Origin of the sequence: Vibrio ulleungensis, from assembly GCF_016900875.1 — a bacterium.
Taxonomy (GTDB): Bacteria; Pseudomonadota; Gammaproteobacteria; order Enterobacterales; family Vibrionaceae; genus Vibrio; species Vibrio ulleungensis.
Genome location: NZ_JAFEUM010000014.1, coordinates 1 through 13,853, shown reverse-complemented (window position 1 = coordinate 13,853; position 13,853 = coordinate 1). Strand labels below are relative to the sequence as shown.

Here is a 13,853-nt window from a genome sequence, read left to right as displayed (position 1 = left end):
TCACCGTTGTACTAGGCCAAGGTTTATTCGCTAAGCCTTAGCCTAGTAGGAGTTCACTTCATGACCACACACTTACACACAAGCCATTCCAAGCAAACGTCAACGCCTTCACTCAATACCGTTGTTTCACGTGAAACCAACTCACCAGAATTCACACTGTCTCAAGTGAATGCAATAGGGATTGGCTTGCGAGCGGCACACCATAGCACTGTGGAAACTCGCTTAGCTAATAGTGACCTTGATGAGTTGGGCTGGCTTGAAATCCATAGTGAAAATTACTTGAACCCAAGAAGTGAGCTTTCTATTAGCCTGAATAGAATCGCAGACCAGATACCCATTAGCTGTCATGGCGTTGGCCTGTCTTTGGGGTCGGTAGAAGAACCGCACCCAGACCACCTTCGTCAACTGGTTGCTTTAGAGCAACGCATTCAACCAGTTTTAATCTCTGATCACCTTAGTTGGAGCCAAAGTGGCGGTGTTCACTATAACGACTTGCTGCCTCTACCTTACACAGAAGAAGCGTTAGATGTCTTTTGTAGAAATGTCGATATCGTACAAAACGCATTAGGTCGCTCTCTTCTAATAGAAAACCCTAGTAGCTATCTACGTTTTGCGCACTCCGCCATTCCGGAGTGGGAATTTCTTAACGAAGTGCACGCTCGTACAGGGTGCCGCTTGCTGCTTGATCTTAATAATGTTCACGTATCGGCATTCAATCATGGCTTCAGCAGTACCGATTATATTAACAGCGTTAATAACTCCGCTGTCGATGAGATACATCTTGCAGGTTTTACCAAGAAGCGGCTGCCTCAAGGAGAGATTTGGATTGATACTCACAACCAACCGGTCAGTGATGAAGTTTGGAGCCTTTACGCCTGTTGGCTGGAAAGTAATGGTTTACGACCAACACTCATCGAGTGGGATACGGATCTTCCAAAATTGGATGTATTGCTCGCTGAGGCTAACAAAGCAAGTGACTTAATCTGCCAAAGCTTGACCAACAGTGAGGCTTTATCACCATCACTAGCCTAGTTCTATTACGACACCAAACAATCTCGCAGCAAACCGTGGCGCAATAACAACACTCAAGCTGAGTATTACCATAGGACACTCTCATGCGACTAGCCGACATACAAGCAAACTTCTCACATGCGCTCTTAGACACTGAAAATCGATTCGAAGTAGAATTTCATTGTGGGATTGTTAGCGATCAATTTAGAGCAGCAGATCGTCTACAAATCTATAAGAACAATGTCATGTTTAGCTTAGTAGACGTATTGGCCGCTTGTTACCCTCTTACCAAAGCAATCGTCGGTGATCTCGCTTTTGAGCAACTGGCAAAAAGAAGCATAAGAGAACACCCTCCAACGCAAGCAGATACCTCTCAGTATGGTAAGCATTTTTGCCATACCGTAGCGAAGGTTAGTAGCGTGATAGAAACGGTGCCCTACATTTTAGAAGTGATTCGGTTTGAATGGCATGGCGATCGTTTACGTCATCAAGTTTACGATGGCAATACGCCTCTATGCGTTATTCAAACGTTTGGCCAATTACCACCAGAAAAGCAGCAGCAAGCCAAGATTCAGTTAGCTGAAACCGTTGCTTTGTTTGAGTCTGATTGGGCTGTCGTTGATATCCACAATGCGATTAAAACCGACAACTACGAAGATTTGAATTTGAACGCTCATCAGTGTGTTGTTATTGCTAGAGAAGGAAAACAGCTGACCTCTACGGTCGTCGACGAACGGATCTATCGAGTATTACAAACAATGCGCCAGCGAGTTGCGATTACGTCACTCTCACCAGAACAATTAACCTTGTTACCCACTTTTATTGCCAATGCCTGGATCACTCATTACAGCTACTAGGTCACCCGACATTGCCATGCCATAGGAGGTCATATGCCTTTAAAATTACCTTATTCGCCCCTAATTCAGCCGGTGCAGGAGCAGCTATCCACGATAACTCTATTGGTTTGCCGAGTATGGGTAGCCTACGTATTTTTTAATGCAGGGCTAACCAAAATATCGACCTGGGAAAGTACGCTCTTCTTATTTGAATACGAGTACCAAGTACCATTACTGCCTTGGAAACTAGCTGCATATCTTGGTACCGCCGCAGAGTTAATATTGCCGGTCTTTGTACTACTTGGGCTATTCACAAGACCTATGGCAATCGCACTGTTTGCGTTTAATGCAATTGCCGTAATTTCTTATCCGTTGCTTTGGGAGAAAGGATATTACGATCACCAATTTTGGGGTGTGATGATCTTAAATCTGGTCATTTGGGGGGGAGGTAAACTGTCGGTTGACTACGCGTTCTTTAAACAGAGCTAATGTTACTTGGTAATAAAAGCGCGCAGTTCTTCTGCTGTGATCCCGTCTTCCTCTAATTGTTGCTTGAGCAGTTCAACGCTTTCGCCTTTGCGCTGCTCGATAACGATCTGAAATTGATACACTAGGTCTTTTAGCTTTTCTATACTCACCTGCTTGGCAGCACTACGAACGCGCTCTTCGCTCTGACTACCTAGTTCGTTGAGCAAGCGGCCATACATGACTTTTTCAGGTGATTCATCGAGTTGTTCTAAATATTTGGCCATTTCAAACGTGGTTAAAGACATATAACTAACCTTTTTGATTTAAGTGCGTACAACGCGGTGATTGGATCAACAATATACCCAAGCCTATTAAATGGTGCTAGCAAAGTTTCAGTCTATCGCCTTATATTCTGCTGTTCTATTTTTCTATCCGAATGCTATGTTGCGTGTGCTCTGCAAAACCGTTAGCTTAGGGGGGTTTTACACAAAATCGATGCATAAGGATCAGTAAATGCACAGTTCTACAGAACAAAAAGTCACACTGCTGCGTAAATGGATGTCGGATCAGCAACTTGATGCGATCATTATCCCACACGAAGATGAATACCTAGGCGAATACATTCCAGCGCATAATGAGCGTCTGCATTGGCTAACTGGGTTTACCGGATCTGCTGGTGCCGCTGTCGTTACGCAGGATCGAGCAGCGATATTCGTTGATGGTCGTTACACAGTTCAAGTAAAAGATCAGGTGCCAAGTCCACTCTTTGAGTATTGCCACTTAATCACTGAGCCCCCTATCGACTGGATCATTAATAATCTAAGTATCGGTGCCAAGGTTGGTATAGATCCAAGCATGCATTCAGGTGCTTGGTACAAAGCTGCACAGAAAGCCTTAGGCGATAGCTACTCTATTGCTCTTTTAGATGCTAACCCAATAGACGTGTTGTGGTCTGACCGTCCTACGCCTCAACACTCTCAAGTAAGACTAATGACCATAGAACAAGTTGGCGTTAGCAGTCAAAGCAAGCGCGACGAGCTCGCTACTGTCATTAAGAAAAATGGTGCAGATGCAGCCGTAATAACAGCGCTCGACTCTATCTGCTGGCTACTCAACGTTCGTGGATTAGATGTCTCTCGGTTACCTGTGATCCTTTCGCATGTTGTGCTTAATAATGACGGCAGCGCCATTTGGTTTGTTGAGCCAAGCCGCGTACCCGATAACTTCGAGCAACATATCGGTAGTAACGTTACCATCGCAAATCCAGCGGCCCTACCTGAGCACCTTAAGTCACTAAGCGGTAAAACCGTTCAGATTGACTCAGCTACAGCCAATGCTTGGTTCACGCTTACACTCGAAGATGCAGGCGCCCATGTTCTCAATTTGGCAGACCCGTGCTTAATGCCTAAAGCGTGCAAGAACGACGTTGAACGACAAGGCATGATTGATTGCCACATTCGTGATGGCGTTGCCATGGCTAAGTTTTTGAGCTGGCTTGATAGCAACGTTGCCAAAGGCCAATTGTATAACGAAGCGCAACTGTCTGATCAATTGGAAGCTTTTCGTCGTGAAGACTCTACGCTGGTAGACCTTAGCTTCGATACTATCTCTGCTGCAGGTAGTAATGCCGCGATGTGCCACTATAACCACCTAAACCAAGAGGTACCCGGGCAGTTAAGTATGAACTCATTGTACTTGGTTGACTCTGGTGGCCAGTACATCAATGGTACTACTGACATTACCCGCACAGTAGCCATTGGCCAACCAAGTGACGAAATGAAGAAGCAGTTTACTTTGGCACTTAAAGGTCATATTGGAATTGCTCGGGCTCGTTTCCCTAATGGGACATGCGGCTATCAGATTGACTCGTTTGCTCGCCAACATTTATGGGCACAAGGGTACGACTTTGATCATGGTACTGGGCATGGCGTGGGTCATTTTCTCAGCGTGCACGAGGGGCCACAAAGCATCAGCAAGCGACAAATCAATGTTGCTTTAGAACAAGGCATGGTGCTGTCTAATGAGCCTGGCTATTATCGCGAAGGTGCATTTGGAATACGCATTGAGAACTTAGAGTTGGTTATACAAGAAGAAACTAACGGGGACTTTCCTGTTCTTACCTTCCAACCCCTTACTCGTTGTCCAATAGACCAACGCAATATAGTCGTCGATATGCTAAGTGACGAAGAGTTAACTTGGTTGAACGACTATCACCTTAAAGTGTGGAGCGACCTTTCTTCATTGGTCAGCGAAGACGTGAAAGCTTGGCTACAGCAAGCGACACAACCACTGGTTCGTTAGGTCAATTAGCCAAACAAAATTGACGTTGTATTTTGAATGCTGCGTAACAAAAAAGAGGTTTCACGTGAAACCTCTTTTTTATACCCTTAAGAGTATGCAGAATGCCAGTCTTTCCAAACCGGCTGAAAGCCAATACGTTCTATTGCTTTTGCTACATTTTTTGCGCTTCTCTCATCACTGATTTCAAATTGCTCTAACTCAATCTCAGAATTTGCGTAACCACCGGGTTGGGTTTTTGATGCTGCAGACATTGAGGTTATCCCTAGTGGAACAAGCTTATCTCTAAACTCAGCCTCTTCGCGTGTAGATAAAGACAACTCTAACTCAGGATTTAGTAAACGATAGGCACAGATAAGTTGCACCAGTTGTTTATCGTTCATAATGGATTTGGGTTGCACACTCCCCTCACAAGGACGCAAGCGAGGAAACGAGATTGAATACCGTGTCTTCCAATAGTGGCGTTCAAGGTAATTCAAATGCAATGCAGTGAAATAGCAATCGGTACGCCAATCATCCAAACCGATAAGCGCACCTAAACCGACTTTATCGATACCCGCAGAGGCTAGCCGTTCTGGTGTGCCAAGTCGATAGTCGAAATCCATCTTTGCACCACGCAAGTGATGCGCGGCGTAGGTAGAACGATTATACGTCTCTTGATAAACCATCACGGCATTCAAGCCCAACCTTTTTAGCTCTTCGTATTCAATGGTGTCGAGCGGTTGCACTTCCATTGCAAGATAAGAAAACTGCTCTTTTATCTGAGGTAACACCAACCTAAAGTAATTCATACCAACCTTAGTTTGATGTTCTCCTGTGACTAAAAGTAAGCTATCAAACCCCATGGATTTAATGACTTTCATTTCCGCTTCAATTTCATTTGTATCTAAGGTTTTACGCTTGATTTTATTTCCCATCGAGAACCCACAGTACGTACACGCATTAGCACATAAGTTAGAGAGGTATAATGGAATATAAAGCGAAATAGTGTGCCCAAATCGACGACGCGTTAAGCTATACGCCCGCTGAGCCATCGGCTCAATATAACCTTCTGCCGCGGGCGAAATGAGAGCCTTAAAGTCTTCTGTATCAAGCTTGCTCTTACCTAGTGCACGCTCAACGTCTGCTTTGGTTTTCGATAGAATCGAAAGTTGAACATCCACCGGATCAATAAGATTAAACTCGTCAACAAAGGCCACTAGCGCGCCTCCTCTGTGCTAAGGGAGTCTAGAAAATCGGTCAATGGACTCGACGCTATAGCGTGGGTAGAGCGACTTGCTAACCCAGCTTCAAAAGCCAATCTACCGGCTTCAACGGCTGCTTTAAATGCACGGGCCATATTGATTGGGTGTTGAGCCGCTGCAATAGCCGTATTCACCAAAACAGCATCAGCTCCCATTTCCATTGCAAGTGCAGCGTGAGATGGCGCGCCTATCCCCGCATCGACTATTACCGGTACCTTTGCTTGGTCTATGATGATTTCGAGAAAATCACGACTTACAAGACCTTTATTCGACCCGATTGGAGCGCCTAGCGGCATCACTGCAGCGCATCCCACGTCCTCTAAGCGCTTACATAGAACAGGATCGGCATGGCAATAGGGTAAAACTATGAAGCCATCTTTAACTAACTGCTCAGCGGCTTTCAGTGTTTCAATTGGGTCTGGCATCAAATATTTAGGATCGGGGTGTATTTCTAGCTTCAACCAATTCGTTTGAAGTGCTTCTCGAGCAATGTGAGCGGCAAATATTGCATCTTGGGCCGTTTTTGCTCCTGAAGTATTGGGCAATAACGCAACGTTAGCGTTACGTATTGGCTGCACGATATCACTTGCAGGTTGCTCAGAATCCATTCTTTTAAGCGCCAAAGTCGCCATTTCTGAACCACTTGCAACGATAGCATTTCGCATCACTTCGCCACTTGAAAACTTGCCCGTTCCAGTAAACAAACGAGAGTGGAAGGTTTTATCCGCTATTTTTAGCATATTAGCCTCCAGCGATCGCATTAAACACGGACACAACATCTCCATCGCTTAACGAGGTAAGGTTCCATTGACTCTGAGGTATCACGCGATTGTTTACCGCAATGGCGCAATGTTGAGTTTCGCAATTCATGCGCACAACAAGAGCGTCCAAACACAGACGATCAGCAAAAGTCACCTCTTCACCATTAAAGCGCAATTTCATGCTCACCCCCGCAAACAGTACAGCTCGGGTCTCGAGACAGGTTTAACGAGCGCCAGTCTAAGTACTGAGCATCGAACAAAAAGAGTTTGCCGAACTGACTTCGATCTTGCTTGGTAATAAATTTAATAGCTTGCAGAGCCTGGTAGTTTCCAATAATGCCAACCACCGGTCCCATTATCCCAGCATCACTGCATTTTGTTCCAGGAGCCATATGTTCGAAGGCATACAAACACCGATAGCAAGGTGTGTCTTGTTGGTAATCGAAGCAGGCAAGTTGCCCTTGCCAACCAATCGCAGACCCAGAAATTAGTGGCGTTTTAGTACGAAAACAGGCGCCGTTGATAGCGTGTCGAGTCTCTATATTATCGGTACAATCAAGCACCACGTCAGCTAAGCTGATTTCCATTTGAAGCTGCATACCGTCAAGGTGCTTTGGAATGGCTCTAACCGAAACGTGGCTGTTGAGTTGCTTTAGCTGCTCTGCCATTGCGGTCGCTTTATTGCTATCTTGATCAACTTCGCGAAAAACAATTTGTCGTTGTAGATTGCTGCTATCAACATCATCACCATCAGCAACGACAAGTCGACCTACTCCAGATGCAGCCAAAAACAACGCGGCTGATGAACCTAGACCACCACAGCCAACAATTAGAACATGAGACTGCTTAAGATTAAGCTGACCACTTTCACCAATGTCGTCCAGACTCAACTGCCTGTTGTATCTCATAAACTCTCTATCCGTTAGCATCACTATCTCCACGAGGCCGCTCTAATAATTGTCCAAACTGATCTAATGTTTTTGACAGGTCTAAAGACTCCGTGACTGCCCTTACAACCGCGACTGTTGTCACGCCACACTTTAGAACCTTAGACGCATTTTCTAGGTTGATTCCACCAATTGCAACCGTTGGGTATCCGACTTCCAAACGTTGTGCTGTAGGTAATGTATTAACTAATTCTTGATACCGTTTTAGTCGATTTAACCCTTGTGGTAGCGATGGCATTTGCTTTGTTGTAGTAGGGAAAATATGACCAAGTGCAATGTAACTAGGGCTTAACGATGCAGCCCTTAACAGTTCGTAATAGCCGTGAGTCGACAACCCTAGCCTAACTTGCTTCTTTTTCAGCAACACCAAGTCCGCGGTCAAGAGATCTTCTTGACCTAAGTGCACCCCATATGCGTTGTACTTACAGGCGAGCTCCCAGTAATCATTGATGAACAGCTGTGCACCATATCTCTTCGCCTCATCAATGGCGTCTTTAATACTCTCTTCCAGGTGTGGGACTGCTGGGTCTTTTATGCGTAGTTGCAACGTTTTCACACCGAGCTCAAGCAATTTTTTAACCCACTCGACACTCTCAACCACTGGATACAATCCAATGTCTTGATGTATGAGCTTGGGAAACGGAAGTGTCGCTTGACTATCAGATTCGGCTTTGCCGATACTTATCTGCTTAGTTGGCTCGTGGGTTCTAGCGAACTGAGCATAACTGATTGGCCATGTTCCACGTGAAACATCTAGCAGACTTCGCGCAATGAGCACCGCATCATCAAATGCAAACTGATGGACGATCAATCCCACGACATAACCTAAGTATTGCCATTGTCGACTTCTATCTAAATCCCTGGCTTCAACCTTAGCCAATGAGGCTCCATCACTCGACAGCACCCGATCAAAAGTTGTTTTAGCGCTATAGACGCCTACTGCTATATACGTACACTCTACTGCCGTAGCGTCCACTCGAGATTGCTCACTAGGTTCAAAGTCAACATACACCTCATGACTCTCAAGGTTTTGATGACCTAACAGTGAACTTCCAATCCGCCATTGATGCTCTCCTCGTTGAATGAAAAGACTAGAATCGCCCATCTCAATCGAAGTAACAGCATGTGGTTCAAACAGGAGGCCGGCACTCTCTATAAGGAGTTCAATATCCTGTAAGTGCCCGTTAAACGAGTCGCCATCGACCGTCAATGAGGGATCAATCATACGCTATCCGTTCCTTCATTCACGTCTGCTAACATCGCTGGTTGATGATAGAGCTCAGACCCACTTTCTTTAAATTGCTTCGACATTTCATTCATACCATTCACTGCGATACTTTCGGTAGAGCCGTCGACATTGGTTATTTGAATGGTATTGGCATACTCACGCACTTCTTGTGAGATTTTCATAGAGCAAAATTTAGGGCCACACATCGAACAAAAGTGAGCGACTTTCCCTGATTCTTGAGGCAGTGTTTCGTCGTGATACGCTTTGGCAGTATCAGGATCAAGTGCCAGATTAAACTGGTCTTCCCAACGAAACTCAAATCGAGCCTTTGACAAGGCGTTGTCTCGAACTTGTGCACCAGGGTGACCCTTTGCTAGATCGGCAGCGTGAGCGGCCAACTTGTAAGTGATTAAGCCCGTTTTGACATCTTGCTTGTTTGGCAATCCGAGATGCTCTTTAGGTGTCACATAACAGAGCATCGCGCAGCCATACCAGCCTATCATTGCCGCGCCAATACCAGAGGTAATATGATCATAGCCTGGTGCAACATCAGTAGTAAGCGGACCTAGTGTATAAAAAGGTGCCTCATGGCAATGCTCTAGTTGCTCATCCATATTCTCTTTGATCATATGCATTGGCACATGACCAGGACCTTCGATAATCACTTGCACGTCATGCTTCCAGGCCACTTTGGTCAATTCACCTAAAGTACGTAGCTCAGCAAACTGGGCCTCGTCATTCGCATCAGCAATCGAGCCAGGCCTTAAACCATCACCAAGTGACAAAGACACGTCATACTTTGCACAAATCTCGCAGATCTCTTCAAAGTGTGTATAGAGAAAGCTTTCTTTATGGTGCGCAAGACACCATTTAGCAATAATGGAACCACCGCGAGAAACAATACCGGTGACGCGCTTTGCTGTCATTGGCACGTAACGCAATAGCAACCCCGCGTGAATAGTAAAGTAGTCAACCCCTTGCTCGGCTTGTTCAATAAGAGTATCGCGCATCACTTCCCAAGTAAGGTTTTCGGCAACGCCATTTACTTTTTCAAGCGCTTGATACATTGGAACGGTACCGATTGGAACCGGGCTGTTTCGTAATATCCACTCACGAGTTTCGTGTATATTCCTACCTGTAGAGAGATCCATCACTGTATCCGCACCCCAGCGAGTCGCCCACACAAGCTTCTCAACTTCCTCCTCGATGGAAGAAGACACTGAAGAGTTACCGATATTGGCATTCACCTTTACCAAAAAGTTTCGGCCAATGATCATTGGTTCACTCTCTGGGTGGTTAATATTTGCAGGTATAATCGCGCGCCCTCGCGCAACTTCGTCGCGAACAAACTCTGGCGTTATATCTTCAGGCAGACTTGCACCGAATGAATGACCTTTGTGTTGGAGCTTTAGTGTTTCATCCCGCACTTCTGCTCGGCACAAGTTCTCCCGAATAGCGATGTATTCCATTTCTGGGGTAACGATTCCCTTGCGAGCGTAATGCAACTGAGTAACACACTGCCCCTCTTTTGCATGTCTAATTGTTGGCAGCTTGCCAAATCGCAAGTCATCTAATGTATCGTCTTGCAAACGTTCATTAGCGAAGTCTGACGATGCTCCTGACAGAGTCATGGTATCGTCGCGACCTTCAATCCACGCTTGTCTAAGTTTTGGTAAACCATCATAAATATCGATTTGATGACGAGGGTCGGTGTAGCTACCCGAGGTGTCATAGACTCGTACTGACTCATTTGGCTCGTACACCGGATCATCTTGTGTTCCGCCAACAAACGTATCCGCGAGACTGATCTCACGCATGGCGACATCAACACCCGGTAAGCGGCCTTTTACGAAGACTTTTTTTGAGTTCGGGAATGGTTCTACTGAAAGGTTATCAATATAAGATTTTGCAGCTAAACGCTGCTGTTTACGACTCGACATAGCATTTCCTTATTCGTTTGAATGAAAAATGCTTGCCGGAAATTTGCTGACAAGAGAGCGCTATGTTAGTTCACAACGCTGTAGAAGATATGGGGCGAGATCGCCTTTGATCAATTTCTACTCTTGTTCCCTTCGCAGATATTAATCTGAATCAGGTTCAACGGATCCCGAATAAACGGTCTCAGCCAAATGGCACTCCGACAAGTGAGATTGATTATAGGTAATGCATTGCAGTTATCAAGCTAATTTGTAGACAGTGATGTTAGCTTTTTATAAGAAATTGAAATCCAACCCATGCAGCTGTGATGCTCAACGTAACATTAAACAATACATTCAATCCCATTTTAAAGAATGCACCTTGCTGCATAAGAAGAACATTATCCATAGAGAAAGTGGAGAAAGTGGTTAGAGCGCCAAGAAAGCCTAATCCGATAATCTGACGCCACGGCTCAGTCGCCAATGAACCATTTTCAAACGCGGCAATTAATAGCCCCATCATCAGCGAGCCTACTACATTGACAGTGAGTGTTCCGTAGGGAAATCCTTTACCCAACAATGCGACACACAACTCAGAGACTAAGTACCTAGAGCAAGCACCGAAAGCACCGCCAACTGCGATAAAACTTAAAATTTGAATTTGTCCCATTCCCAGTTCCTACAAAATGACGTTGAAAAGAGTAATATTCTCTAGGTGATTGCGCAGCAAACTACGCTGCTTTTAAAAAGTTACAGGAGTCACAAAATCGCTGGCTGCACTGTAGATTCTTCTAACCACTCATCAAACTCTTTCTCGGGGACAGGTTTACTATAATAATATCCCTGCACACGTCGACAGCCTACCATGAGTAGCTTATCGATTTGATTTAAATTTTCGACACCTTCTGTCACGACGTCCAATTCAAAATTCTCAGCAAGTGAAAGAATACTGCTGACCAATTTGAAATCATTGTGGTCGGTAAGAATATTACTCACAAAGGATCTGTCTATTTTAATCTCATCGACAGGCAGCACTCGCAATTGGTTTAGACTCGAATAACCGGTACCAAAATCATCAAGCGAAACTTTTGCGCCTAGTGCTTTGCATTTTCGCATATTATCGAACGCCGTATTATGATCGGAAAGTTTAAAAGACTCTGTAACCTCAATGACTAAGTTTTTTACTAGTAAGCTTGAATGGCCAACCAATGCTTGAGTAAGTTGCGAAAAGAAACGGGGATGTTGGATATGACTGGCGGAAATATTGATGCTAACGGTTTGTTGTGGAAAGTCTTTAGAAAGATGGGTGAGCCGTTTAATCGCTTTTCGAAACAGCCAATCCCCGTACTTCAAACAAATAGCATCATGATCAAGTAAATGAACAAATTTATCTGGCGTTAAGAGACCTGCAACTGGATGGTTCCAGCGTATGAGCGCCTCTGAACCCACTGTAAGGCCTAAGTACAGGTCAACCTGAGGTTGGTAATACAACTCTAACTCATCTTTCTCTATAGCCGTTCTGAGCTCTCCAACAAGCTGGAGATCATTTAACTTCTTGTTTTCGACTTCTTGATCATAGACGTAGATGCCTGTTCCAATCGAACCCGTGCGAGTAAATGTAGCACTTCGCGCTTTTGTAATTAAACGGCGCGTGTTTACACCTTCATCAGCAGAGCGCACATAAGCAATAGACGCTGAACATTCTAACTTTGGTGCTCTCAGTTTAGTAATTCGTGTCATAACCGTTTTAAGCACGGTTATGCTCGATTGATAACAATCTATACCGATACACTCAAATGCTATAGATATTTCATTTTGACCGGTTCGGCCAATTGAATAGTGATCCGAAAATTCATCACGAATGATCGCTATACATTGTAGTAGAGAGTCGTCTACAGATTCGATATGGTGGGATTCGCACAACTGATGGTAGTTTTCAAAGGACAGTAGATACAACACAAACTGAGTGTTATCAGAGGTGTTATTGATTCGACTATCTAACCCAGTCTCAAAAAATCGGAAGTTTTGCAGTCCAGTTTGCGGGTCAAACTTAAGCTGTTCTAAGCTAGAGACATCTTGCCGGTGGCGGGAGTCGACCTCCTGTTTCTTTTCCCATGCCAATCGAATGCACAGCCACAGCAATAGTGATGGACTCAAGAGCAATAGAAGAAGAAATTCATCAAGCTGCCAAAGCTCATAGTTCCCTACAAACGCACTAATGCGTTCAAACGCATCAACACGAATAAAATAGTACCCAGCAACAGCGTAAAGCACACATAGAAAAGCAAGCTCGATGTAAAATCGCCTTGAACCGTATTTCAACATATCCCATCCATGGTATTGAAGATCATTAAATCTAGTCGATACTAAAGGCGAATAACCCTATAAGAATTAGAGTTATTACTCCAATACATTTACAACAATAGTTTATATTTAGTCACCATACAATCAAACTAAATGAATTTGAAATAAAACATTGTATGTAGTGACCTACTTCTTTTTTCTATTATTGATAATGAAACTTATATGGATCAGATAGGCTTTAAGTGCTCCGGAATTGTCTATTAATTAGACACAGAGACCCTATTTATTATGCTGCTTTAAGTGAAATCGGGTAGTCCGAATAGAGCGCCAATCGAATTTGCTCTCTATAGATCGGACTACTTTAACCTAGCAGACAATACACTCGATAAGTTCATTTAAGACAGGGCGGGCAGTCCAGCGGGACTCGTTGCCCGTAGGGCAAATCGCTTTACCTCAGATGCCAAAAACCCAGCACATTAGTACTGGGTTTCTTTAATAGTGGCGGAGCGGCCGGGCTGGCGCTCCAGCGGGACTCGTTGCCCGTAGGGCAAATCGCTTTACCTCAGATAGCAAAAAACCCAGTACATTAGTACTGGGTTTCTTTAATAGTGGCGGAGTGGACGGGACTCGAACCCGCGACCCCCGGCGTGACAGGCCGGTATTCTAACCAACTGAACTACCACTCCGCAGTGGCGTACTCGCTTTCGCAAGTGTCCATAATTTAAAGCCTGGCGATGTCCTACTCTCACATGGGGAAACCCCACACTACCATCGGCGCTATTGCGTTTCACTTCTGAGTTCGGCATGGGTTCAGGTGGGTCCACAACGCTATGGTCGCCA

The 13,853-nt window shown here is 44.8% G+C and carries 13 protein-coding genes, 1 tRNA gene, 1 rRNA gene and 1 riboswitch; of the genes, 4 read left to right on the top strand and 11 right to left on the bottom strand.

Going from position 1 to position 13,853, the window contains the following annotated elements; all coding sequences use genetic code 11:
• The first annotated feature begins 60 nt into the window (after positions 1–60).
• The 3 genes from bufB (at position 61) to JQC93_RS19795 (ending at position 2,336) form a co-directional block, all read left to right on the top strand.
• Positions 61–1,032, top strand: coding sequence for an MNIO family bufferin maturase (bufB, locus tag JQC93_RS19805; protein ID WP_205160057.1), 972 nt, complete (start codon positions 61–63; stop codon positions 1,030–1,032).
• Between the two features lie 83 nt (positions 1,033–1,115).
• Positions 1,116–1,868: an HvfC/BufC N-terminal domain-containing protein gene (locus JQC93_RS19800; protein WP_205160056.1), complete on the top strand. Its 753-nt coding sequence runs from the start codon at positions 1,116–1,118 to the stop codon at positions 1,866–1,868.
• Between the two features lie 33 nt (positions 1,869–1,901).
• Positions 1,902–2,336 (top strand): DoxX family protein, encoded by a 435-nt coding sequence (locus tag JQC93_RS19795; RefSeq protein WP_205160055.1) that lies wholly within the window; start codon positions 1,902–1,904, stop codon positions 2,334–2,336.
• Between the two features lie 2 nt (positions 2,337–2,338).
• On the opposite strand, the gene tsrA is transcribed toward JQC93_RS19795, so the two are convergent.
• Positions 2,339–2,620 (bottom strand): H-NS-like global regulator TsrA, encoded by a 282-nt coding sequence (gene tsrA / locus JQC93_RS19790; protein WP_084888960.1) that lies wholly within the window; start codon positions 2,618–2,620, stop codon positions 2,339–2,341.
• A gap of 208 nt (positions 2,621–2,828) precedes the next feature.
• On the opposite strand from tsrA, the gene JQC93_RS19785 reads away from it, so the two are divergent.
• Positions 2,829–4,616, top strand: a complete 1,788-nt coding sequence (locus JQC93_RS19785; RefSeq protein WP_205160054.1) for an aminopeptidase P family protein — start codon at positions 2,829–2,831, stop codon at positions 4,614–4,616.
• A gap of 86 nt (positions 4,617–4,702) precedes the next feature.
• Here the strand turns inward: JQC93_RS19785 and thiH are convergent, their stop codons facing one another.
• The 10 genes from thiH to rrf all read right to left on the bottom strand — a co-directional run.
• Positions 4,703–5,812 (bottom strand): 2-iminoacetate synthase ThiH, encoded by a 1,110-nt coding sequence (gene thiH, locus JQC93_RS19780; RefSeq protein WP_205160053.1) that lies wholly within the window; start codon positions 5,810–5,812, stop codon positions 4,703–4,705.
• Complete coding sequence (locus JQC93_RS19775) at positions 5,812–6,597, bottom strand: thiazole synthase (RefSeq protein WP_205160052.1); 786 nt, start codon at positions 6,595–6,597, stop codon at positions 5,812–5,814. The genes thiH and JQC93_RS19775 overlap by 1 nt, the downstream gene beginning before the upstream one ends.
• Before the next feature lies 1 nt (position 6,598).
• A complete protein-coding gene (gene thiS / locus JQC93_RS19770) occupies positions 6,599–6,799 on the bottom strand; it encodes a sulfur carrier protein ThiS (RefSeq protein ID WP_205160051.1) in 201 nt (66 codons plus the stop codon).
• Positions 6,783–7,547 carry a HesA/MoeB/ThiF family protein gene (locus JQC93_RS19765; protein WP_205160050.1) on the bottom strand — a complete coding sequence of 255 codons (765 nt, stop codon included), beginning with the start codon at positions 7,545–7,547 and terminating at the stop codon, positions 6,783–6,785. Before JQC93_RS19765 ends, thiS begins: the two co-directional genes overlap by 17 nt.
• Entirely contained in the window at positions 7,534–8,790 is a 1,257-nt protein-coding gene (thiE, locus tag JQC93_RS19760) for a thiamine phosphate synthase (protein ID WP_205160049.1), read from the bottom strand. Before thiE ends, JQC93_RS19765 begins: the two co-directional genes overlap by 14 nt.
• Positions 8,787–10,733: a phosphomethylpyrimidine synthase ThiC gene (thiC, locus tag JQC93_RS19755; RefSeq protein ID WP_205160048.1), complete on the bottom strand. Its 1,947-nt coding sequence runs from the start codon at positions 10,731–10,733 to the stop codon at positions 8,787–8,789. The genes thiE and thiC overlap by 4 nt, the downstream gene beginning before the upstream one ends.
• Positions 10,734–10,843: 110 nt before the next feature.
• Positions 10,844–10,943, bottom strand: a riboswitch (TPP riboswitch).
• A 52-nt stretch (positions 10,944–10,995) separates the two neighbouring features.
• Positions 10,996–11,379 carry a fluoride efflux transporter CrcB gene (gene crcB / locus JQC93_RS19750; protein ID WP_205160047.1) on the bottom strand — a complete coding sequence of 128 codons (384 nt, stop codon included), beginning with the start codon at positions 11,377–11,379 and terminating at the stop codon, positions 10,996–10,998.
• An 89-nt stretch (positions 11,380–11,468) separates the two neighbouring features.
• On the bottom strand, positions 11,469–13,034 hold the full coding sequence (locus JQC93_RS19745) for a GGDEF domain-containing phosphodiesterase (RefSeq protein WP_205160046.1): 1,566 nt from the start codon (positions 13,032–13,034) through the stop codon (positions 11,469–11,471).
• Positions 13,035–13,622: 588 nt separating this feature from the next.
• A tRNA-Asp gene (locus tag JQC93_RS19740) sits at positions 13,623–13,699 on the bottom strand.
• A 40-nt stretch (positions 13,700–13,739) separates the two neighbouring features.
• A 5S ribosomal RNA gene (rrf, locus tag JQC93_RS19735) occupies positions 13,740–13,853 on the bottom strand; the annotation flags it as partial.